17 protein-coding genes and 5 pseudogenes are annotated in these 23,580 nt (G+C 56.7%); 10 read left to right on the top strand and 12 right to left on the bottom strand.

Translation table 11 applies throughout. The features are described from left to right. A pseudogene (locus CO671_RS32005) lies at positions 1-472 on the bottom strand (IS481-like element ISRel2 family transposase); the annotation flags it as partial. Between the two features lie 84 nt (positions 473-556). Next, a pseudogene (locus tag CO671_RS32000) lies at positions 557-1,330 on the bottom strand (integrase core domain-containing protein); the annotation flags it as partial. Positions 1,331-1,333: 3 nt separating this feature from the next. Here CO671_RS32000 and CO671_RS31995 point away from each other — a divergent pair. Then, the gene (locus tag CO671_RS31995; protein ID WP_029875533.1) at positions 1,334-2,293 is read left to right on the top strand and encodes an IS4 family transposase; all 960 of its coding nucleotides are present in this window, start codon (positions 1,334-1,336) and stop codon (positions 2,291-2,293) included. After that, positions 2,250-2,443: pseudogene (locus CO671_RS31990) on the top strand (IS3 family transposase); the annotation flags it as partial. The gene CO671_RS31995 and the pseudogene CO671_RS31990, both read left to right, overlap by 44 nt. Before the next feature lie 465 nt (positions 2,444-2,908). Here CO671_RS31990 and repC read toward each other — a convergent pair. The 3 genes from repC to repA form a co-directional block, all read right to left on the bottom strand. Next, positions 2,909-4,117 carry a plasmid replication protein RepC gene (gene repC / locus CO671_RS31980; RefSeq protein ID WP_016737357.1) on the bottom strand — a complete coding sequence of 403 codons (1,209 nt, stop codon included), beginning with the start codon at positions 4,115-4,117 and terminating at the stop codon, positions 2,909-2,911. A 155-nt stretch (positions 4,118-4,272) separates the two neighbouring features. After that, the gene (repB, locus tag CO671_RS31975; RefSeq protein ID WP_004672729.1) at positions 4,273-5,298 is read right to left on the bottom strand and encodes a plasmid partitioning protein RepB; all 1,026 of its coding nucleotides are present in this window, start codon (positions 5,296-5,298) and stop codon (positions 4,273-4,275) included. Further along, positions 5,295-6,509 (bottom strand): plasmid partitioning protein RepA, encoded by a 1,215-nt coding sequence (gene repA / locus CO671_RS31970; RefSeq protein ID WP_008534005.1) that lies wholly within the window; start codon positions 6,507-6,509, stop codon positions 5,295-5,297. Before repA ends, repB begins: the two co-directional genes overlap by 4 nt. 434 nt (positions 6,510-6,943) lie before the next feature. On the opposite strand from repA, the pseudogene CO671_RS31965 reads away from it, so the two are divergent. Both CO671_RS31965 and CO671_RS34575 read left to right on the top strand, forming a co-directional pair. Continuing rightward, positions 6,944-7,567, top strand: a pseudogene (locus CO671_RS31965) (acyl-homoserine-lactone synthase). A gap of 353 nt (positions 7,568-7,920) precedes the next feature. After that, positions 7,921-9,012, top strand: coding sequence for a medium chain dehydrogenase/reductase family protein (locus CO671_RS34575; protein WP_309506636.1), 1,092 nt, complete (start codon positions 7,921-7,923; stop codon positions 9,010-9,012). A 6-nt stretch (positions 9,013-9,018) separates the two neighbouring features. Here the strand turns inward: CO671_RS34575 and prs are convergent, their stop codons facing one another. From prs to CO671_RS31925, 7 genes are all read right to left on the bottom strand, one after another. After that, positions 9,019-9,960, bottom strand: coding sequence for a ribose-phosphate diphosphokinase (gene prs, locus CO671_RS31955; protein WP_011053499.1), 942 nt, complete (start codon positions 9,958-9,960; stop codon positions 9,019-9,021). Between the two features lie 2 nt (positions 9,961-9,962). After that, entirely contained in the window at positions 9,963-11,078 is a 1,116-nt protein-coding gene (locus CO671_RS31950) for a nucleotidyltransferase family protein (RefSeq protein ID WP_004672715.1), read from the bottom strand. 29 nt (positions 11,079-11,107) lie between these two features. Next, positions 11,108-11,437: a hypothetical protein gene (locus CO671_RS31945; protein WP_004672714.1), complete on the bottom strand. Its 330-nt coding sequence runs from the start codon at positions 11,435-11,437 to the stop codon at positions 11,108-11,110. A 5-nt stretch (positions 11,438-11,442) separates the two neighbouring features. Beyond that, positions 11,443-11,937: a hypothetical protein gene (locus CO671_RS31940; protein WP_004672713.1), complete on the bottom strand. Its 495-nt coding sequence runs from the start codon at positions 11,935-11,937 to the stop codon at positions 11,443-11,445. An 80-nt stretch (positions 11,938-12,017) separates the two neighbouring features. Then, positions 12,018-13,286 carry a radical SAM protein gene (locus CO671_RS31935; RefSeq protein ID WP_004672712.1) on the bottom strand — a complete coding sequence of 423 codons (1,269 nt, stop codon included), beginning with the start codon at positions 13,284-13,286 and terminating at the stop codon, positions 12,018-12,020. 31 nt (positions 13,287-13,317) lie between these two features. After that, entirely contained in the window at positions 13,318-13,872 is a 555-nt protein-coding gene (locus CO671_RS31930) for an adenine phosphoribosyltransferase (protein ID WP_004672710.1), read from the bottom strand. A gap of 286 nt (positions 13,873-14,158) precedes the next feature. After that, complete coding sequence (locus tag CO671_RS31925; RefSeq protein ID WP_097609100.1) at positions 14,159-14,614, bottom strand: phasin; 456 nt, start codon at positions 14,612-14,614, stop codon at positions 14,159-14,161. A 900-nt stretch (positions 14,615-15,514) separates the two neighbouring features. On the opposite strand from CO671_RS31925, the gene CO671_RS31920 reads away from it, so the two are divergent. From CO671_RS31920 to CO671_RS31880, 6 genes and pseudogenes are all read left to right on the top strand, one after another. Further along, a complete protein-coding gene (locus CO671_RS31920) occupies positions 15,515-16,288 on the top strand; it encodes an aquaporin (protein ID WP_004677031.1) in 774 nt (257 codons plus the stop codon). A gap of 873 nt (positions 16,289-17,161) precedes the next feature. Next, entirely contained in the window at positions 17,162-18,274 is a 1,113-nt protein-coding gene (gene nolL / locus CO671_RS31915) for a nodulation factor fucose acetyltransferase NolL (RefSeq protein ID WP_309506638.1), read from the top strand. 1,251 nt (positions 18,275-19,525) lie between these two features. Next, a pseudogene (gene nifH, locus CO671_RS34620) lies at positions 19,526-19,671 on the top strand (nitrogenase reductase); the annotation flags it as partial. Between the two features lie 281 nt (positions 19,672-19,952). Then, positions 19,953-20,438, top strand: a complete 486-nt coding sequence (locus tag CO671_RS31900; protein WP_004677039.1) for a NifX-associated nitrogen fixation protein — start codon at positions 19,953-19,955, stop codon at positions 20,436-20,438. 799 nt (positions 20,439-21,237) lie between these two features. Further along, complete coding sequence (locus tag CO671_RS31885; protein ID WP_011053487.1) at positions 21,238-21,435, top strand: hypothetical protein; 198 nt, start codon at positions 21,238-21,240, stop codon at positions 21,433-21,435. Beyond that, positions 21,425-23,488: a recombinase family protein gene (locus CO671_RS31880; RefSeq protein ID WP_011053488.1), complete on the top strand. Its 2,064-nt coding sequence runs from the start codon at positions 21,425-21,427 to the stop codon at positions 23,486-23,488. The genes CO671_RS31885 and CO671_RS31880 overlap by 11 nt, the downstream gene beginning before the upstream one ends. Positions 23,489-23,580 lie beyond the last annotated feature (92 nt).

Raw genomic sequence — 23,580 nt, 5'->3', positions numbered from 1 at the left:
TGCGATCGCCGGTGATGCGGTGGCCGACCTCATGAAACCGGCCGAGCTTCTTGATGTCGATATGAATCATCTCGCCGGGAGCCTGGCGTTCATAACGACGCACAGGCTCGGCCGGCTCGATATCCTTGAGGCGGGAGTGGCCTGCGCGCTTGAGAACCCGGCTCACCGTCGCTGCAGATACACCGGTTTCGATCGCGATGTGCTTGCCAGTCAGGCGCTGGCGGCGAAGCGTGATGATGCGCTCCGCCAGCGCCTGACTGGTCTGCCGGGGCATGGCATGAGGTCGGGAGGAACGATCGAGCATCGCCTCTCGACCACCGGCCTTGAAACGCTCGACCCAACGGGCGACGATCTTGGCCGCGACGCCATAGGCCTGTGCTGCCTGAGCCTGGGTCAGATGCCCTTCGATAACAGCAAGCGCCATTTGTTCCCGGCGCAACGGCGTCAGTCGGGCATTCTTATGAATGTTCATTCGCGGCGATCCTTCCGACTCGAGGTGTGATAGCTCCAGTCTCCTAAATCCGCTTTGAATGGACAACCTCCCGAAAGCTCACATCTAGAGCCTGCGCGCTCCGAGTACGCCAAGTGGCGGAAACGCGAAGCTTTCATCTCGCGCAGCGTTGGAGCCGGTTGCGGCAATGGTATCTGCATCACGTGCCCGGGTCTGGTCCGAGCGATGAGTGCGGCCGGAAGTGGTTGTAATCGTCGGCCCAGCAATGGCGCTTCGGGCATAATCGCAGCCGAGGAACAGGCTTTGGTTGACCATCTCGTCCCGCATCCGGCCGTTGAAGCTCTCGACATTAGCGTTTTGCATCGGCTTCCCGGCGTGATGCCGTGCGACTCGACACTATGATCCTTCGACCTGGCAAGGATGGCATTCGAGGTGAATTCCGTGCCGTTGTCGGAGACGATCATCCCCGGTTTGCCGCGCCGTTCGATGAGGACCGACAGTTCGCGAGCGACGCGACGACGCAAGATCGAGGTGCACGGGATCGCCGCCAGGCATTCGCGGGTCACGTCTTCGACGAAGTTGAGCACGCGAAACCGCCTTCCGCAAGCGAACTGGTCGTGAACGAGATTCAGCGAGCTTCGGGCATTGGCCTTCGCTTCGACCAGGATCGGGCCACGCGTGCCGACAGCGTGCCGCCCCGGCTTTTCTGCTTGCGAACGGAAAGTCCTTCTTCGCGATAGAGCCCGTAGATGCGGTCGACCCCAACGGCGCTCCCCCCCCGCCGAAGCCGCCGGTCGCCGGTCGCCGGTCGCCGGTCGCCGGTCGCCGGTCGCCGAAACGCCATCGCTCATTGGCGAGGTCGCGCAATAGGGCGACTTCTTTATGATGTGGGCGCACCTGCCCGACCAACGCTTCGATCTTTTGTCGCGCGTCATGCATGACCATGCACTCATCGGCGGCTCTAAACTGCGTGATGTCGTAGAGACAGTTCGGTTCTGCGACACCCAAACGATCGAGCTGCGCGAGCGCGCCGACCGTCCGGCGCGGCAGGCAACGTTGTGCCTGCGCTTCGGCCAGGCGACGATCAGGCAACCGCAAAACCTGCGCGAAGAAGGGCTGCCCGACGGGGTTAGGCTCAGTTGGGTCGAGGTCGTCGAACCGGACGCACCCGACGGTGTCGAGCCCTTGCATTGGCTGCTCTTGACCACCCATGCGCTCTCCAGTGCGACTGACGCCTGGCAGATCGTCGCTTGGTACAAGCAGCGCTGGATGATCGAGCAGTTCTTCCGGGTGATGAAGACGCAGGGCTTCAAGATCGAGGACAGCCAATTGCAGTTAGCGCCGCGGCTGGAAAAGCTCGTCGCCATCGCCGCCAAGGCCGCGGCAATCGTCCTCCAACTCGTGCAGGACCGCAGTGGCGGCGATCCTCACCCGGCAAGCCTGGCAGTCAGTCCCCACGAGATCAACACGCTCGCCGCCCTCGAAAGCCGCTTCAAGGGCAAGACCAAGCTGCAATCCAATCCCCATCCCAAAGCTTCGCTCGCCTGGGCCGCTTGGATCATCGCCAAACTCGGCGGCTGGAACGGCTATGCCTCCTCCAAGCCGCCTGGACCCATCACCTTCTTCAACGGACTCAAATACTGTGCCGATGGCTGGGCCTTGCGAGATAGGTATATGCCTCAGTCGTTCGGTGGAGAAATGTTCCACTGGATCATTTGCTTTTGGTCACGAACAAAATCCAGCGACCAGCGGGCAGAGCCTTCGCGTTGGCCAGGATCGGTGCGCGCGCGCCTGCAAGTTCGCTTACGGAAGGGGGTTTCGCGTGCTCAACATCGTCGATGACGCGACGCGAGAATGCCTCGCGGCGATCCCCGGACACCTCGATCTCCGGTCGTCGCCTCGCTCGAAACTCGCAATGATCTCTCCGACAACGGCACCAAACTCACCTCGAATGCCATTCTTGCCTGGTCAAAAGACCATAGGGTCGAGTGGCTCATTGCGTCACCTCGCCCAAGATAGCGGTTGATGAATTCTCCCAGTGTTGTGGAAGTGCCGCCGCGAATCAGCCCCGTAGATTCCGGCGCTGCGGATGGCAGCAGGTACTTGTTCCTATTGCGTCCTATCCATGCGGCGCCATCGCCCACTCGCGATTAGCCGGCACAGCCGGCCGCCTTGCGATTTGCCGCGCCGGTGCCAATGAATTGATGAAAGGCGGCTGCCATTTCGTGCGAAGACTTCGCTCCTGGTCTTGTTCGTGCGCGACCTTGGGCGCGTTCGTATTGAGATCACGGTCTACTGTTCCCCTAAGAGGCGTCATTTGGCTCGGGAGCCAGACGGTAACCGGCACAATGCCTGCGACAAGCCGCCTTTGAAAGTTGGTGTTTTCCAAGGGGTTAGCTTGGTGGTCAGCTGACCACAACCGAAATCCTCAACGGCAGGAATAACGATCAGCCGCACTTACCCAGCCCTCAAACCGCCTTGCCCGTTGGCCTTCAACAACGCCATTATCATCGGGCCAAGCGAGAATTCACCGCGCTCACTTCGGCGCGTTAGATCCCGCAGATAGCCTCCAGGAGAGTTGATGAAGTTAGCCCTTTCCAGGATGCACGCAATTGCCACCGCAGCATTCTCCGGTCCTAGCGCCTCGCAGGCATCCTGGTAGGCGGAAGGGCTTACCCCCAGCATAGATCGAACCACCACAGCGGCAGACATCAGATCTCGCCAGCTCCCCACGCCGCGCGGTGCATAGTCGCTGATCATCGGGCACGCCTTGAGCACCAATCCCAAGGGGAACGCCCTTTGCGATTCATTCTTCGGCTGATGGCTCAAGCTCGCCTTTGCCCCCTGCTCCTTTTCGGAGCGTGGTTCAGATTCATTTACGGATTCGGGTTTTGAATTCTGTATGTGCTGCTCGATATGAGCAGCATTGGTGCTAATTTTTTCAGCATTCTCGAGGTTTTCCAAACGATTAAGCACTTCCTCACGGAGCATCTCCATTTCATTGAGAACGCTAGTGACCCCTTCAAGGGTCGGAACGCGCGGAATTCTGCTCGCGAGCGCAATGTAGATGTCCTCGGTCGTCTTCCAATCGCCGTCGGCGCCCTCGACCATTGCAGCAGTAATAAGTTTGCGAACATCCCGCCGGCAAATTGTAAGGCTCTCTTTGGCTTTCCTGAGCGAGGCTCTCTCGGCCGCCACTCTTTGCGCCAACATCGCCAACTCTTCCGATCGCGCCAGGAGGGGCGACAGGTCGAAGCCAAAAGCATTCTCGATCTGGCCATCGTCGCCCTTGCGGGCGAAGCGCTTGCCATTGGCGCTATCCTTACGGGCGATCAACCCCGACTCCACCAGAATGGCAATATGCCGCCGCAACGTTGCGCCCGCCATTGCATGCGCCCGAAGCGCCAGTTGGGCATTCGAGGGGAAGACAATCAATTGTGCATCCTGACGCAACTCATTGTCAGGATAAAAACTCAAAAGTGCGTCAAGAACAGCCAGACTGTTCGACTGGATCTTGAGCAGTTCCATCGCGGCGGAAGCGTCTCTCAACACTTTCCACTTATCGGCAGCTTTTCCATGCTTGATTTCCATTGCCGCCTGGCGCCGCACGAGCGCAAGCGTCATTGGCCGCCGCCCGAACGGCGTCGCTACATTCCCCGACTGCATTGTCTCTCACCTTTCAGCAGGCAAAGGAAATTCGCTCACCAAAACGGCGCCAAAGACTCTTGACGAGGATTCGAGGAAATGCGATTCTGTTCTTGCTACAGAGACAGAAGGGCTTCCACGACGGCGACGTTGAGGGAGCTCTTTTCTTTTGCGGGTTACACTCCCTGTTTCCGTTGATGCTTTGCGCGATGCTCCTGGTAAAGCGCCGGCAAATGCTCGAGTACGAAAGCCGCGAAATCCGGCGTGGCTTTCCTGTCAATGGTAATTTCTAGCTTGCTCTTGCTCTGCGTGACCTGCGCAAGCCTGTCGCCATCGGGGGTCGACAGGACGTCTGGCAACCCGCGCGCAGTCCGACGCGGTTTCAGATGGTCGATCACTGCCTTGAACCGTTCCGACGACGGCAGCGCCTGCACCTCCTCCGAGGCAGCATATTTCGCAGCGCCTGCCGGAGGCGATGCTTTCTCAACCAGCTCTGCCAATTGCTGCCAACTTGGGCGTCCAACGCCTGGAGCGGCGCCGATGGCATCGATCAATTCAGAGGGGAGGGCGTCAACAAGCAGGAGCATCTTCGACAAGTTGCTTTTATCGATTGACATAGCCGCGATGACGATTTCTCGTGGAAACTGCTTGTTTAGCTTGTGTGCGAAACGTGCCTTTTCGATGAAGGTGAGGTCTTCGCGCTCATTGTTTTCCTGACCCTGTGCGACAACCAACTGCTCGTCCGTCAAGTCTCGAACAACCGCCTTGACCGGCAGTCCTAGCTCCGAAACGGCGCGCAGCCGGCGATGTCCAAAGGCAACTTGGTAGTGCGCGGGTTTAACGGGATGAGGTCTCACAAGGATTGGGACCTGCTGTCCTTGCTCGCGGATGGATGCAAGAAGTCCTTCGATATCACCTTGCATGCGATCCTGAACGAAGGACGGCTCGATTGACGACGCGTTCAGTTCAACCACGGCCTGACCTTCGGCGAGACGCCGCTCGATCTCCTCGGCACGACCAAGACGATCATTTTGCTCGCGCAACGCGTTACCGATGTTTGCAGTCAGCTTCGTCGCTGGATCTCGTTCTTTTCTGGTCACGCCGAGAAGCGGCATGGAGCGAGTCTTTGCCGCTCTGTGTTCAGCAGCTGATGAGCTGTCGGGCGCGTCCGTGGTGACGTCAAGGAGGTGCTTCCGACTCATGTGGTTCTACCCCATGCTTTTTTGATTAGAGTTTCGATCTCGTCGTTGACGGCGTTCATCGCCTCTAAGGCCCGATCATAGGTCGAGCGCGTGAACTGTCCGCGCTCAACCTCAAAGAGGGTTTGATTCGTCAGGCCAGCGTCCGAAACGGCGGTCGTCTTGAGCATCGGAAAATTGAGGACATTTTCGCCAAAGATCGAACGCAGATAGCCCACCATCTGGTTCTGCGGGCCATCGCTCGGTTCAAAACGAGTGACGAGGTAGCGCATCCAATTGAACTTGAACTGGGCGCCTGCGTTCTCGATTTCCCGAAGGAGATTCGAGGTCATCGCCAGAAACTGGTTCATCGACATTACATCCAACATCTGGGGATGGACGGTGACGAGGATCGAGGTTGCGGCGGTCAGAGCTGAAAGCGTGAGATAGCCAAGTTGGGGAGGGCAATCGATAACGACGACATCGTAGTTGTCCGCGATGTCTTCGATGACCTGACTGATCCGACCGTAAAAAAGCGTGTCACCTTCCTTCCGGTTCATAAGCGCGCGCGGGGTATCGTGCTCAAACTCCATCAGTTCAAGATTGCCAGGAATTAGATGAAGATCCGGGATGTACGTTCCTCGGACAACCTGCTCGATTGGGACCTGCTCGTCATCATACCGGATGGCGCCATAGAGTGTTTCGTTCGGACCAACGTCAGTTTCTGGCTGACTGCCGAAGAGTGCGGAAAGGCTTGCTTGGGGATCAAGATCAATCGCGAGAATCCGGTAGCCACGCATTGCCAGGTACTGTGCCAGATGCGCGGCTGTCGTCGTCTTGCCCGAGCCGCCTTTGAAATTCATCACCGAGACGACTTGAAGCTGCTCCCCCGTGCGACGATGGGGCAGGTAGCGCCGGTTCCCGCGGCCAATCAGGTCCAGGTGCTTACGGATTGAATGAATATCTTCGATCGTGAACGTGCGTCGACCGCCAGGGCTCATACTAACGTGCAGTTCAGGCATTTCCGAAGCAGTTTGTCTAAGATAAGACTCACCGATGCCAAGCAATTTTGAGGCTTCTGACGGTGCAAAGGATCGAATGCCCTTTTCGGACGTCGGCGGGAAGACCTTGAGATGATGTGCTTGAAGTTGGCTGGAGAGAGCGTCAGCATGACGCTCCATCAATGCGGTCAACCCTTCGACGACCGGCGCTGTTTTTGCTGCGGTTTTCGCCATCTCAAAATCCATTTCCTGCAAGTGGCGGAACTTTTCGCGAAACCGCTAAAGTTCCGCCACTAGCTATTAGAGCCGATTCTGCATTTTGAGCAAGGGGTTTTAGGTTAACGAAAGGCTAACGTGGATAAACCCGGAACGTAGAGTAAATGGATTTTTCCGTTTATATCCTGCAGCTTAGCAAGACCGCGGTACCGATTGGTCATGGTGTGTTTTATTGTGAATCCTACAAATGTGCCCCGGCGATTTAGACGAAAAGCAGAAGACCTCGGCAAAGTCGGTGATCCCCTTGCCGCGACTCACTCGCACAAAACCGTAAGCATTCGACAACGGACGCCCGATTCCAATTCGTGCAGAGTTCCCGGCGCCTAACGGCGGCGGAGAAATTCATGCAGGTATTCGCGATCTCGACACCAAAAATTTACTACGAAGCGTAGCTGCTTCAGGACGATCATAGGCTACGTGCGAGGATCTTTTCCACTCGCACTTGGGATGTAGAAGTAGTCGACGAGTGCGAGGCAGATGGGGTTGACGCTCTCGCCCCGACTGCCATCCTGGATGTCACCGCGGCTGGACCACTTGCAGGATGTGCACGCGATTTGTCTGCGATGGGACCGACCATGCTGGTAGACGTATTTCCGTCTCTGCTCCCGAAGGGTCGCCTGAACGCCAATCCCCTGATGGTCTAGAGTTCTCGCTTTTGCGTCGACACCTCGAAGAGTGGAGGGGAGGGGAGGGGAGATGGTTCCGTTCACGAGGCAACGCTGACCTTGTTCGCCGGCATCGTAGAATGGTGCCTGGGAGGTGGTCTCAGCGAAGTCGTTGCGGTAACGGATATCAGGTTCGAGCGAACTCTTGCTAGCGTCGAATGGCCTCTCCCGCGCTTGGGGCAGCCAGAGAAGATCGTTGCCACCACCGCCATCGCAGGCACGCGTCCAGCAAACGCTGAGACCTTTCTGATGTTGCGGCCGCCCAACTACCGATCTAGTTGCCGTCATCCTTCTCGGTGCGACTCGGATTGTTGGTCTGTTCGGTTCGAACCGGTGCGCCACGAAGGATGAAGCTTTGGACGATGTGGCGATAGGCTCTTAGGAGGGTTCGCGCGGGCAGATGAGGGAAGGCGACATGGCATCTTCGCAGAGATGAGGATGCATCGAAGAACGGGCTGGTAAACCGCGGCTCGTGTTTGAGGCTGGTGGCATTGACGCGGCCCAAGCGCTCCACTCTACCTTCAATAGTTTCGTCGCTCCTTGCGCAAGGGAACACTTCTGCCGCTTGAAACGTCCTTTGCCGTTTGCGCCGACGATATCTCCGAGAAGCTTGTCAAGACCCAGGACATAAGCAAGCCCGCCAGCAAGGCACGTGATTTCATCAGCTTTCTGACTGCCGCCTGTGGTTGTTGGCTAGATTCTGGATGCAAGTAAGTGTACATATTAGGATAGTCGGTGTGTCGGGGAGCGAGAGGTCTCGTATGGAGGTTCGTGGACTCGTAATTACTTGCCCCCGCAAGGTTGAAGAATGGACATTGTCGGTTCCACTCGCCGTATCGTCCGAAGTCGGTGTGCGGATAGAGTTGTGTGGACTCTGCACACCGGAGCAACGCGTTTATCGGGGCGCCAAGCCGACTTACCCCTATTGGGGCGGGCACGAGTTGTCAGGCACGATCGTGTCTCTGCCGGACGATGTACCGGATGGCCTGCGCGTAGGAGACCGCGTTGCGGTGCTTTTAATGCGCAGATGCGGCCAATGTCGTGCCTGCCGCCTCGGACTGGACAACCACTGTGCATATTTAAATCCTAAAGCGAGAGGAGGGGTGCCGCAGGGGCCGGGGGGATTGGCCAATTTTGTGGGCGTACCCGCCTATCAGGTTTTTTCCGTACCTTCCTTTTTGGCTCCCGAGCGTGCCGCGTTAGTTGAACCTGTCGCCTGCGTGGCACGCGGCATAAATAGGGCGCGTGCAAAGGCTGGAGACACTGTGGCCGTCATCGGCGGAGGCACGATGGGCCTTCTCCATTCGATACTTCTGACAACCAAAGGATGCGACGTTTACCTTTTCGATGACGACGTGGCAACGCATGGGCCTGTGATGTCGACCGGCGCCCATGCAACGGGGTCAGTTCATTCTCTGTCTGATCCGAAACTCGTCGAGAAATTAACGGATGGCTGGGGCTTCGACTGCATCTTTTGCACGCGCTTCGGTGTCAGAGGCATTCAGGGGGCCATAGCTGCGGCGTCACGCGGTGCCAGGATTGTACTCTACCAATCGATTCCGACGTCCGATTTGTTATCGGTAGGCGCTAACTTTCTGCATTACCGGGAAATTGAACTGATCGGCACCATAGCCCAAAGCGCGGACGACGTGAGAAATGCCATCCGAACCATCGTTGAACACGCCGCACGCTTCGACGTGCTGCAGGTCAATCTTTGGCCCTCGTCAAACGCCCAAGAGGCATTCGAGCAGGCGCTCGATCCACGTGTTAATCGCGTGATGCTAGATTTCAGGTAATGCTTCTCAGCGTGCCTGCAGCGCGCCTGCAATTTCGTTGCCGATCGAGACTACTTCGACACTGTCGGGGAAATTGTCGGTACGTCCGACGCTGTCGGTCACAACGATGCGGTCGATCTGAGACCGTCCCCAGTTTTCGTTCAGCGACGGCGTGAATATGGCATGGGCTGCGGCAAGGGTTATCTTGCGAGCGCCTGCCGCTTTGAGATGTGCGGCGGCTGAAAAAGCCGTCTGACCACTGTTGATTTCGTCGTCAATCAGGATGATCGTCCGGCCAGCAACGTCCCCCAGAATCTCGACGCTCTCCCGAAAGTCATCATCGTCTCTGCGGTGCTTGCGCATGACAGCGAATGGGCAGCCGAGCAGGGCCGCCAAGTGCTCAGCTCGCTTCGCTCCGCCGAAATCCGGTGAAACGACCATGTCGCCATCGACGGCCGCAGAACCGAGATGGCGAACTAGGGCGGGAGCGAACTGAAGATTGACGACAGGACAGGCAAATGCGGCGCACAGCTGAGGAACATGGAGTTCGAAAGTTATCAGCCGATCTATACCGAGAGTTTCGATAATCCCCGCAAGGATTCGCACCGGTACAGGTCCGCCGTCGAAGGCAGGGCGATCCGAACGCGAATATGGGAGGTAGGGAAGAACAGCGGTAATCGTGCGGGGACCCCGCGCCCGCACGGCACCAAGCGCTAGGAACAACTCGAAAAGACGATCATGAACGCTGTCAGGAAATGTTTGCACGACCACCACATTTCCGCCAAGCCCGCCGTCGCGCGGAGTGACAGCCATCTGGCCATTGCTGAACACCTGCGTGTTTAGGATCGTTATTCCTGACCGCGTGAGGGCCCGATGGACTGTTGACGCAAACTTTGCAGAGGTTTCGGTTGCTGCGATACGAAGGTCGTTCGCCGCAGGATCTGTACGATATGGTGACTCGGGCGCCATATTTACGCCAGCTCAAGATCGTTAACAGTGGGAATAGACAGCAGTTTGGGCAACACGTCGCCCCAATCATGTTGAAGTGGTACCTCGGTTTGATCAGGTCGAATGAGCTCTAGGAACTCGGACGGTATGTCTATCCCACAGATGCGCTTCATCTGCGTCAGGACGAAATATAACGCCGGCCTCATCTCGTATTTGTAACCTATCGCAGCGACCTCCGCCCAGCTAATATTCGCCATTTCTTTGTGTAGAACCGCATGAAGATCGCCGAACATCAATAGTCGAAGCGAATTATAAAGGAAGGCCTCGTGATAAAGCCTGGCCGAAAGGAACCAGACGGCGCCAGTCGCGGATTGGACCTGCAATATGCGGCCTAGACCGTTTGCAAGACGCACGCCTGACCATATGTCTTCGACATCGATGCCGACGGAGAGATTTACATGCATATCAATGAAGATGGGCATGTGCAGCTTCTTCGCGGAATCGATGTATCCCTTTACGTGGCGGTAGCGCAGCTGGCGTGGCACCGCGGGACCAGGGAACGGAGATTCAACGGATTCTATCCTTACAAACACCGGCAAGGAATAACTTTCGCGGAAGGTTTCGTCATCGAGTTCCTTTCGTTCCGGATGCCAGTTGCCATTTGAAGGGTCGAAAATACCGTGCCGGTAGCCGAGATCGAACATGAGCCGCTGCACGCGCTGCGCGTCAGCGGGCTTGACCATGATGTCGAGATCGGTCATCGGCCGTAGGAGTGGATCGGGATAGTGGAGAAGCGCGAGATCTGGTCCCTTCACCAGGAACCAGGCGATGCCGGCCCGATCCAGCGCATCCATGATTTCTGGCAGATTGCGAAATTCGAGTGCGGACCTGACCTTTGACATGACAGTCCAGCACTGAACGTAATGCGCCGCCTCAGTAGGCAATAGTGTCAACAAATCGAGGCGGCGCAAGTGATTCTCAAGCAGCGGCACCGTCCGATTATGCTCGGCGCGCCATACCACATAGGGCCAGTTGACAGGCTCCTTGCAGAGACGGACCAAACGCTCTTCATCCTCGGGTCGTAGGTAGGCCCGGCAGGTGATCAGCAAAATAGAGTCTTCTGGTGACAACCGAAGCATCGCGGAGACTCCTGATACGGCTGCGTGATTTATTTCGAACTTTCCGGGCTGCCGAATTCGGCTAGTGTCTGCCTCAGGTCGGCGAACTGTTGTTCGAAGGAAGCGAAACTCTGGTCGACGTTTTGTCCAAGCAACTGTTCAAGGCTGAGCGTTTCTTCAGCGCGTTCCTCTTGTCCAGACATAAGCTTGTAAACCGAACTTACCGGCAGCAATCGCGACAAGAGTTCACCACCGCGGCCCGTCTGGGCGCTGTCCCGAATTTGCCGGATGCAACTTTCGGCAAGCAATCCGTCAATCACGATTACCAGCTTGCCATCCTCTTCGTCAACGGCGTAGCCAAACAGTCGGGAACTAGCCATTGCCGCTACCTCTGAACCTTCTTGAGGTCTTCCACTTCACTGCGTATCTGCAGCAATTGTGCCTGAGCCGAGAGAAGTTTGGCGAATGCGGCGGTAACCGCCTTTGCCGATTGTGTGTCGGAACCAGTCATCCTAACCGGTCCTCGCCCAATGCGGCGTCCTACAAGACCTGAATCGGCGGCGCGCGGCCAATTGGCTTTGCCAAATTTCTTCGAGGCGGTTATATCAACGTAGTAGTCTTGTAGTTCGCCGTTAGCAGCGAGTGAGCCGGATTTCGACCGTTGCGATCTGCGTGACACCTTTAGCGATTGCTCTAATTTTACAAGGCCAGCCGTCAATTGCTGAGCTTGGTCATCCAAACCCGCCTGCAGCCGGGCGAGTCCTTCCGCGAGACGAGAAATCACCTGGGCTTGCTGGGCGGCTGCTTTGTTGCCGGATCGTATCGCGTTGTTCGCAAGTGTGTGCGCCACACCCGCCGCACCTCGGAAAGCTCTGCTCATCCTCAATCCTCCACGTTATTTTTGTTGACCTGGTTAAATTACGTCGTCGACACAGCAATTATTACGTCGCGCCTCCTGCGTTAGTGAGTGTGTTGCGCAGCAGCCGCGATTTCCTCCGAGAAGTTATAGACAGGAGCTTCGGCGGCGGGCCGACGCTCTTTCGCTATAACTCCGCGGCGGTAGGTGGAATCTTTCGTCGGGTCCACCAGGGCGTACTCCGGAAAACCTCCGTTATTGTAAAGTTCCTGGCACAGCGGATAGGGCGCGTCCTTTTCACCATAGTGCGACCAGCTACTCATCTTGCAGACGCCGCGACAGACTGGATAAAACACGCAGTTGCCGCAGACGCCCTTAACCTCGCCACTCACCACCTCGCGTAGCTCATGGAAGAACGGGCTGTTGCGCCAGATTTCCATCAAGGGCATTTCGAAGGCATTGCCGGCGATCATTTCCGGATCATCGTAGGAGGCACTGCACATCGAAACTTGTCCGTTCGACAGTATGCCCAGTACGTTGTCGCCCCAACCGCAAGTATGCACGCCGTTCAGATACTTGAGAGGCATCAGAGCCGGCGGCAGAGTCATGTATGCAGCGCCACTCTCAAAATGGGGAGATTTCAAAAGATCGCCTATCAGTAGCTTGCATTCCTCCAAGCTTATCGCATTGTCCTCATGGCTGCGCGCGTTGCCCATCGGATGTATGTTGAGCAGCGTCCGATGCTTCTTGATGCCCCAGCCGAGCACCAAATCTATAATCGAAATCACCTTGTCATAGTTGTTGCGATAGGCAGTCGTCGTTACCACCGTAGAGATGTCAGTTTTTCCAAGCCGCTGCAGGACAATCGCAGTCTTGGCGAACGCACCCGATTTTGCTCTGAAAGCGTCGTGCGCCTCTGGGTCGAAATGGTCGAGGCTGATGAAGACCGTCAAATTGGGGAGCCTACTTAGCTGCTCGATCGTGAACTCGTCAAAGAGGGTTCCATTCGTCTCGAAAACCAGCTCCTTCAGCCCACAGGATGCGAGATATTCCATGACTGCCATGAATTCCTTGTGAACCATCGGTTCACCCCCGGAAACCTTAACCTTGCGCAGCCCATTGGGTAGTGCTTGCTCGATCAGTCCTTGGATCGCCTCCAGGTTGAAATCAATGCCCTTGGCCTTGGGCCCGACGCCTGCGATATAACAGTGGTGGCATCCCAAATTGCACTTGCGGGTTAGAAACAGATAGATCGTTTTAATTTCGTTTTCCGAGACGACTCGTTTCGAAAGTTCACTTGTGACGAGGGCCTGTAGCGTCTGACTGGCTACATGCACGTCCTGCGGTGTCGAAAGCCAATCAGGGGTATTCATGCGCTTGCCTCCTTACGTCTATGTTGCTGCGCTAGCACGTCATCGCACTGATCACTGGTGCGTCGTCCAATTGACGCCTGCCTTTCAAAACTTCGATTTCGAGTATGAATGCGTATCCGGCGATCTCTCCGCCTTGGGACTTGACAAAATTCCCAGTCGCCCGAGCAGTGCCACCCGTCGCTAGAAGGTCATCAGCAATCAGGCATCGCAGGCCGTCACCGATGAGGCCGGCAGTTACCTCCAGGGTTCCGGAGCAGTATTCACAGCTGTATTCAAATGAGAGGACGTCCCCCGGCAGTTTACCGGGTTTCCTTACCATGATGAAACCGCAACCGAGCCTATCAGCCAATGAGGCGCCCAAGATGAAACCACGCGCATCAACCGCCAAAATGGCATCGATTTCTGTTCCCGACACTTGGCTTGCGACGGTAGAAACGACTTCGCCCAATGCACCTCTACCAGCCAGCATAGGCGCTATATCCTTGAACAAGATCCCGCCTATCGGAAAGTTAGGAAATTCTCGTAATGCTTCTACACCGGATTGGTTAATCCGTGACGCCCCGCTATTTGGAACAGCTACAATCATTTTACTATCCCCCACATGTAACCATCTAAGAGCCTCGTAAGGTGCGATGGCCTCGCGCACTTTGTGGCCAGCCACCAGATGAGGCCCTGGCAAGCTTATCTGCGGCGGCCGCCGCCGCGCCTACCACGTTCCTCCGGGCCGGCACGGGTCCGCTCTCTGACCAGATCACGCCGGAATTCGCCAGCGCCGCGAACAGATGAAACATCAGTCGGCCGCATAATGTTGTCTCCTCGAAAGCGGCTCCGATCATGATTCGTCCAGCCCTGATCTTAGTGCCGAGTCAACTTTACGTCGCTTTGGGGTTCGTCAGGACCTTGTCAAAAGCATCCTTGACCGGCTTTGAGATTTCCTCCACCGCCCTGCTTGAGAGCTCCCGGACTTCCTTGGCGTGCTGCAAACTTGTCTCAACGCGCTTGCGGAAAAAGGTCGACTGCTGTTCGAGGATCTGCGACGGCGAATTCGCGCCCAGCAAAGCTTGCAAATGTGAGAAGCTGGCCTCGGCGTCGGCCTGCAGTGCAGCGATCGTCTTCCACCACAATTCGTTGCCGAATAGACTTGTCGTTTCGAGGATCGGAGGCAGCATTTTCTGTGTCGCTTCAGCGCCGGACGCAAATTTCAAAAGAGCCTCTGTCACCTGCTTGTTCCCCTTTTCAACGGATGCGCCGAACTGATCTGGCACCTTGAGCGACGATGACCCCGGGTTTTCGATCGTTTCAAAGGATCTTTCGGAAATCTTGGTCATTGCATTTTCCTTCTCTTTGAGTTGGTTGCAAGCTGTGACATCGGGATTGACCCCTTCCGCCGGCGGACTATGCATGGCCGCTTTGGTAGAACGCGGATCCGATGACGAACGGTCAGGTGGCCTCCGTTCCGTTCGTTTCATGAACCGGCATAATGCAGACTGCTTTCTGCCGCTTGTAACCAGGGATCAGCAAACACCATGCCAACTGCTCCGACGCGCCAAGAAGATGATTTTCGTTTATCGATGGGCGGGTTGAGGGCAGGTTGATGTGTATTTGGCGGAGAGACCGGCGAACAAAACGTTCCAGTCACGACAAATCTGACAAAAGTGGCGAATGCCCGACATTTGCGAAAAATGTCGACGGTTGCGCTGGGGACAAGGGAATTCACGCGGACTTCAAATCGCGCCAAGGATCATGTGCCTGTTCGTGGCTAAGGGGCGTTACTCGACTTCTCGTGAACGTCCCTGGCGGTCTTATCAACCCTTGTCCTGGTTCCTGCTTTGCACCACCTTCCGCTTGGAGCCATGAAGAGGGTCGTTGTTTCGATAATTTGAGGATGGGCTGCTTGGCGATTTGTTCGTAGCCCAGCTCGGGTCCATACGTCTCGGTACGGTTCGCCTGCCTATCCTGTTCACGGCACTTTCGAACCTAAGACCGAACGTCATCAGAGCGATCGCTGTGATGCGCAACATATTTCATTTGGTACGACGTTTGCTGGTGATCGGTGACGCTGGTTGACCATAGGCTCTGATGCCGATCTCGTCGGACAAGGACGCAATTGAAGTCAACTACGGAGGTTTTCGGGACCTGACACGATGATTGGTTCGGTGCATGCGGAACGCTTGGCGGCACGAGGATGACACCGAAAAGTACGTGGGGTCAAATCAATGGAGTGAAAAATGAAAAAGTATGTTTGCGAATTCTTCGGGACCTTCACACTTGTCTTCCTCGGCTGCGGCACATTGCTTTATATGCGTCAAGAGGTGGGCCTGTTGGGTGTCGCTTTAGCCTTCGGGACGACCGTGGTTGCAATGGCCTACACGATTGGCCCAGTCTCGGGCGCGCATCTCAATCCGGCGGTCAGCCTGGGTTTCCTCGTGTCGCGCCGATTGAGAGTGTGGGACTTTCTCGCGTATGTCTCCGCCCAATGTGCAGGAGCTATCGCGGCGGCAGGCACGCTCTACCTTATCGCTATGAACAAGGTCGGCGGTTACGATATCACCCTAGAAGGTTTCGCCCAAACCGGCTGGGTAGTCTACGGATGGAGAGCTGCGTTCCTATTCGAGTTTATCGCCACGTTCCTGTTCGTAACTGTATTCCTCAAATGCACGGCTGGACGCGGCGCTGTTGCACGATTGGCGATTGGACTTGCCTTAGTTGCGATCCACCTTGGCGGTATCACCGTTTCGGGTTCTTCTGTGAATCCAGCACGATCGATCGGCCCAGCACTTTTCGCAGGAGGGGCGGCACTCTCTCAACTCTGGCTTTATATATGTGCGCCAATGCTCGGCGCTATTGCGGCCGGCCTTCTTCAGCTCAGGGGGATCGTCGCGTCAAGCGAGCCGCAAAGTCTGCGCCAATTTGAATCGCGCGAAATGACCAGCGACATATCCAGCCCGGTTTCATTCTTTCGCCACCGAAGGAGAGGTATCCCAAAAAGGGAAAGCCACTGATCGAGGAGGGGGTCTCGACCTTGACAGGGGAGCGCATCCCCAGACACTGGCCGTTGCATCCCGCATATCTTGACGCTTACTGCGATCTTCCTACGGATTGGGACCACGGTCGTCTCTGACGTATCGACAAACGTCGCATACGGATCGACAATGGCAGCCCAACGTCCAGCTATCATTGGCGGCGATCCAAAACGGCGGCGATCGCGGCCAAAGCCTCGTGTATCGCGATACTCACCGACCTTCCGCTCAAGGTTGTCAAGGGTCCGCGATACTCATCCATACCGCAGATGCGTGTCATTAGGAGCATGAATTTTACAATGGTGAGGCTGCCATATAGGACACGTTGGGCGGCGGATCTAATGGAGCAAATCTCCAGCGTCTGGGGGGTTGCGCTGGGGTGCCGATCCACACCCAAGCGCCGGTAGGTGATAGACGATACCCACAGCGGCTAGGAGCCATTGAATCGGCAATATGTTCTTTTGATACGGTGTCGCGCAAGTTTGGCATGGAGAATCATATGCAATCGCAACAATAGCCGAGTGCAGAGTCAAGCAGCGCTACTTGCATACGCGCAAATGTCCGTTAGAAGATTTCGACGACGTGGCAGCCCAAGCAGTTGCGCGGCAGCGAGTTTAGGCGGGGCGTACGTTGCGGCGAAAAACAGCCAATGGACACGCCGAAAACGGCTACTGGGCCTAAGTCGCCACGGTCGCCCTGTGAACTTGGAACCCAGGCAAATTGTATGACCGTTGGCCGTCGTTCAGCATGCCGAAGTCGGAGCGCTGATCGGAAGCTGGATTAGCCTGCATGATGAACGAGAGGTTGGAAAATGCCGCTTTCAAAGGCTCCCGTAGGCATCGTGAGATGTTGAGAATGCGAGCAAGAATTGTAGGTGGAAAGACAGTGCCTGAGGCGCCAGAGGCCGACGATCGCGATCTAGCTTTAGACTTCGCCAAAGGAATACTCATTGTCTTGGTGATTTTCGGTCACCTGATACAATATATCTTTTACGAGGGTGATGGCTTCTGGGATTCGGCATGCTTCAAATCGATCTACATGTTTCACATGCCTCTCTTTATGGCGATAAGCGGATATCTCTCTAGATCAGGGCTACTAGGCAAATCGTTCAGGCAAGCCATCGGTGATCGCGCGCTGCAGCTCCTGGTGCCGACGCTGTTCTGGTGCACCCTTTTGGAGGCAGTCAAATTGCTCATGTTTCCCCGGCCGCCGGACGCACCTGGCAACCTGTTGCAATTCATGCACGATTTCGTCGGCACATACTGGTTCATCTGGGCTGCGTTTGCTTCTTTTCTTTTGGTCAAACTTATTTCGATCTTCAACTCCGGGTCGGCACGCTCTTTGCTTGTCTCATCCATACTGGTCGCAGTTGCCCCCGTGACGTTTTCTATATTCCCTCTCATAAAGTACACCTATCCCTTTTTCTGCATGGGATTTTCATTTGCGCAGTCGAGAGATTGGTGGACGAGCATAATGCGGTATCATAAGCCACTCCTGATGATGTCCGCCTCTATCGCGGCTAGCTTGTGCTTCATGGCGTGGCGCGAGGACACCTATGTCTACAACAATCTCGCCTTAATCCAGGATCTGCAGTCGGCAAAAGATATCCTTCTGATGTTTTTTGGCTCGACAGTGGCCTCTGCAGTGATGATCGAGATTCTGCTTCAATCCTGGAAAATTGGACGCTCGAACCGGGTGGTTCGCTTTATCGCCGTGGAAGTGGGGCAGAGCACGCTCGTGTTGTACCTGGTGCAGGCTACGGTATTCCGTCTCATGGATTTGATACAATACGGAGAACAATGGGCTCCCACAATGAGGTCTGGCGCGGCGGGAATTCTCGGGACGATGATCATTGCCGTAGCACTAGCAGTTCGCTGGAGCGTGCGCGACATTCCCTATCTGTCCCAGCTCATGCTTGGAACGCCACCCCGCCTCGTTCGTTTGCCGAGCAATCCTGCGAATAACTAGCGGTGTTCAATTCTCAACCTAAACTTCGTCAGCAAGCAAGCATGCCAAGGCACGCGTTAAGGGGCCCATTTTTAAAGGATCCTTTTGCACGAAGATCGGCTGAGGTCCGACTGATGTGCCAATCACGTATCGAGAATCCGCAAACCCCTCGCGCCCAATGCTCCGCGACGACGCGGGCGCTTGACCCCCAGGGTATCGACTCCACCCTCTTTGAGGTTGCCAAAGATTCGGTTTGCTTCGCACTTGTTTGGGGTCCGCTTGCCGCCAGGTCCCGTTGTCCCTGCTAAAATCGCGAGCGTTCGCTAAGGTACCAGAAACGCTTTTCCGGCCTGTGCTAAGCAATGACCGGAAACAGCGAGTATCGCCTCAGCGGTCACACCGAGGCAGCACTGCTCCATGACGGCCGCTGCCACAGTCATCCTCTTGCCGGCGCCGACGGTACCGGCCAGCTAGGTCGTGCCGGCAGCATGATCCCCCGGGTGCCGTGTTCTGGTGCGGATAGAGAGTGAACGCGGCCGAAGCACGCCGGCAACTTAAGATACACGCCGCCGAGGCGCCCAGGGGCTGGTTGTTGAAACGGTCCTAAAACCTTGCGGCCGGTCGATCCGGTGGGCATCGGACCAGGACCCGGCCCTGAAGGGCCATCTGATCTTCGTGAGCTTCCCCTTTGCCGGCTACGTCTAACAGCCGTTCACTGTGGAAATTCAGAGCGTTGTTGAGCTGTCGCCGGCGTCGCGGGGGCCTATGCCGCTTTCCATTTGCCCGCGGCATTCCCCCAAATGACGGCGCTAACTGTCGAGGAAGGGAGCTCCAGCCAGTGATGCATGCGGGTCTCGGAGTCCATCACTGGGAGGCGCTGTGATCGCCAAGCAAAGAAGATCGACCGGCTGCACCTCGGCAAGCGGCCGGACATTGCGCCCAATCCGCGAATTGAGAGCGGAGCGGCTTCGGCGGGTGTCATTTGTTGCTGACGTGGCCGGAGAATAGGCTTCCGCCGCTGCACCGGGATGCCATTTCTTCGATCCCCACCGCGTCTTGTCCGGTTCACGACAACGTTGTCCTCGATCAATTCTTCATGGGCTAGCTAAGAAGCTGGAAACAATACAGATGCCGTGTTCCGAACCTCAGCGGAGGAGACTGGCATGAGTCTTGAACTCCCAGAACTACGCGGCGGGCAATCGCCTGGTGGAACGTGTGGCGTCCGGTCGAAGTCGATTTGAACCTTGAAGGGAAAATACATGGCAGGTCTGCATCAGTTCGCACGGAAAAGGGGGGATCGGCAAGTACACGGCCTCTCAAGATACTCTCACTGTCCTTGTCGACCTCGAAAAGCTGATTCCACCCCCCGCCTGATCCTCAATTCGAAAGCCCGAGACACGGTTTTACACCTGGCGGCGAATAGGTTGGTTGAGGGTGGAGTTCGCGGCGAAACCTACCGCCACTGGACTATCGCGACGGGAATCTCGCTTGTGAAGCGCTTTTCGTCAAGCCCGCCAGCGTTGCCCGCCGCTTGCCGTTGTTGTTGCGGCCGCCCCGTTTCGAGGGGCCATGTCATTCGTCCGGGCCAAGTTGCGTCGCCACAGGTCCCATCTGCCGCACCATTTTAAGGGATGGTGTTACCGGAAGCGGGTGTGGCCCTTAGTCAAACCGCATCCAACACTCAGGAGGATTTTAACTGATGTCAAACGTCACCCCTGTCCCCAACAATGCTCGATTAGATGAGAAAGATGCTCTCGCCACGCCTTTCATTAAGTGCCTCTTGCGTCTGATGCGTGCTCAAGACACCTTTGAATTGTGGCAAGAGAAATCGGACACCGATTTGCTCTGTGATTTCATCGTGACGAGGCAGCAGCGTAGGGCGATTCCTCTCATCGGGGGACCTGACCTAGAGGTGCAGTGGCGGCTTGAGATCTTCTATGCCGCCGTAGCACTTGCTATAGAGGAGCAGTCCGGACTGATGGCGTCACCGGTGTTGACTGTGAACCATGAGGGATTCGGTCGGATATTACTCACGGCGGGGCGGCTCGTAGTACTCTCGAAGACGCTCCGCGACGTACATCGATTTGGCTTCGACAACCTCCAAAAGCTCGCCGAGGCGGGAACTGGCCTGGTCGATAATGGCTTAACAACAATTAAGACCTATTCAGATGTAGCGCGCGTTTAAGTGCGGTTGAAACGGCTCATATAGGGCGGAATTCTTCGCTAATCTGCCCAGCAATCAAGCAATCCGGGGGTGTGCCCTAGCGTTCTTGGCGCGGGGGGGGGGGCGACATGGAGGAACCTGCATGACAGTGCGTTCACTACTCACTACGGCTCCTCTTTGGCTCCGGCGTATCTCACAAGCACTGATCAAGCGACGTGTATTGGCTGCGCCCCTTGTTTTCTGGTCTGCCAGTGTTCGGCAGGAAGGTAGGTGGTTGGCCTTCAAATGACCTGTCACTGAATTTTCATCCGGCGGCGATTAGAGCCTCGGCGGTCTTGAAACGCTCCCAAACGTTGGACCACCGGATGCTAGAGTTTTCCGGCTTCATTCAGGGAGGCGGGCTGGTTGCGCCTCCCGAATTCACCAACGAGATCGGCACCTTGTTGCCGATCGCACCATGAGGTCTTTCCTCATTGTACAACACGACGACAGAACACCCACGGGACCGAGGTTCGCGAGCTTCTGTATCCGTGGCATCCCTGGTCCGGACGGCTTGTTCACGTGCATGAGGCGGTGTCTAAAGGGACGCATATTTTCCGCTGCAGCCTTTCTGGTTCTTCTTCTGGTCGACTTCTTGAGGTCCCGTCGTGGATGTTCGACCGATCAGTGAGTGGTTGTTGGCGCAGCCTGGCGGTCCCGCACGTCGATCTCGCAAGCCTGCATTCTTTGGCAAGATTGCTGAAGGACGCTGATGCCTCATCGCAATCTTCGGTAATGGGCGCAGCATTGGTCTCTCACGAAACGAGTCGGAGAGATGTTCATGCCTCGCCAGCCCATGACATGCCAGTTCGATCTGTTCTCGGCCCCGCAGCGGGGGAAGACGGCAGGGACGCCGCAATGGTCGGAGTTGCCGGAGGAGACCCGCCAAGCGTTGACGGTGCTCATCGTGCGGCTGTTCGTCGATCACGCAAAGTGCGGACATGCCTGCCAACAGAAGGAGGCCGGTCATGATGCATGAGAAGATCGCGCCGCATCATCTGGAGCGGAAGGCCATCCTCTATGTTCGGCAGTCCTCGGCTCACCAGGTTCTGCACAATCGAGAGAGCAGCGCCCTCCAGTACGCCATGCGCGACCGTCTGGCAGCGCTTGGATGGTCACATATAGAGACGGTGGATGACGACCTTGGTCGTTCGGCCGCCGGCGGCGTGACCCGCGCTGGATTTGATCGGATGGTGGCGGAAGTCTGCCTTGGCAAGGTAGGCGCCGTGGCCGCGCGTGAGGTATCGCGCTTCGCCCGGAACAGCCGCGATTGGCAGCAACTCATCGAGATGTGCCGCGTTGTTGATACCGTCCTGGTCGACCAGGAAGCAGTTTATGCGCCCCGCCAGGGCAACGACCGCCTGCTCTTGGGTTTGAAGGGCAGCCTCAACGAGTATGAACTCGATCTCTTGCGTCAGCGTTCCCTTTCCGCCCGCTATGAGAAGGCTCGCCGCGGTGAACTCGTCGTCACTGTTCCGGCCGGCTTCGTAAAGGCCGGTGACAGGATCGAGAAGGATCCCAATCGGCGCATCCAGGAAGCCATCGCACTCGTCTTCGACAAGGTCACCGAACTCGGGAGTGCCCGGCAGGCCTTGCTATGGTTCCTTGAGCAGGGATTGGACCTGCCCGTCAGGTGCGCCAACGGTGACGTCATCTGGCGCAGGCCAAATTATGCCACCATCCACCGGATGATTGCGAACCCGATCTACGGCGGCGCTTATGCTTATGGTAAGAGTCGTTCCGTACCAGGATACGATGGCCGATCTGGAATTCGCCGCAAGGCGCGTGATGAATGGCTGGCGCTGATCCCGGATGCGCACGAAGGTTACATCAGTTGGGAACGGGCGGAGGAGATCCGCAAGATGGTCAGCGACAATGTACCGGCCAGTCGCCATCATGGAGCGCCGAAGCATGGCGGCGCTCTGCTTGCCGGCCTGTTCCGCTGCAAAAGGTGCGGCCGGAAGCTGACGGTTCGTTACACAGGAGCCAACCATAACATCCCGCGCTATTCCTGTTGGCGAGGGTTGCTCGACAACGGCGAACCACGTTGCATCGCCTTCGGCGGTCTGCGGGTCGATGACGCGATCGAAGAGGCACTTCTCGGCGTGGTCGAGCCAGGAGCCATTGCCGCCGCCGTCGAGGCGGAACGCAATATGGCCAACCAACGCGATCAGGTTCAGGATGCCCTGATGCGCGACCTCGAGGCAGCACGCTATGTAGCCGACCGGGCATTCCGGCAATATGACGCGGCTGATCCGGAGAATAGGCTGGTGACGTCGGAGCTGGAAGCACGCTGGAACAAGGCGCTGACTGGCGTCGGTGAGATCGAGGCCAAGATTGCCAAACATCGGACAGTTACGCCGCATCCGTTCCCCATGTCCGCATCACAGGTAACCGCACTTGCGGGAAACCTTCGCGCCGTCTGGACGGCGCCGACAACCGATGCAAGGCTGAAGAAGCGCATCGTGCGCACGCTCATCAATGAAGTGGTCGCCGATCTCGATGATGGAACCTCTGAGATCGTCCTCGTCATTCATTGGGTTGGAGGCGTCCACACCGAACTGCGCCTGCCGAAGCGACACCGTGGCCAAAGAAATGCGACCCCTGACGACATTGTCGACGCTGTGAAACAGCTCGTCTTGATCGCCAATGATGATGTGATTGCCGGTGTCCTCAATCGCAACGGACTGACGACCGGCAATGGCAATCGCTGGACACGGGAGCGGGTCACCGCGCTGAGGTCATATCGCAAGATTCCGGTCTTCCGTCCGCAGATCGACGGGGTTGAGCCATGGCTTAATCTGGGCGGTGCGGCGAAGTTACTCGGGATATCGCCAAAGACGCTGCGTCTGGCGGCCGAGGCTGGCGATATTAAGGGGGCTCATCCGCTACCCGATGGCCCATGGATCTTCAGCCGTTCCAAACTCGCGACCCCGCAAGCACGTCAGATTCTCGATCGTGTACGGAAGAACCCTCGCCACCCCGCGGGATCGCCTCCAGATCAGGAAAATCTATTCCTTTCGATGACATAGGAAGATGGGAGTTATGAAACAGGATTGTAGTATCTACGCCAATCCTCCATCTTTTCGCGGGCATCCGCAAGGGTCAGGAACCAATGCTGGTT

Source organism: Rhizobium sp. M10 (assembly GCF_002531955.1).
Taxonomy (GTDB): Bacteria; Pseudomonadota; Alphaproteobacteria; order Rhizobiales; family Rhizobiaceae; genus Rhizobium; species Rhizobium etli_C.
Note: the sequence above shows the minus strand (reverse complement) of the source record. Positions and strands in the feature narration are given on the sequence as shown.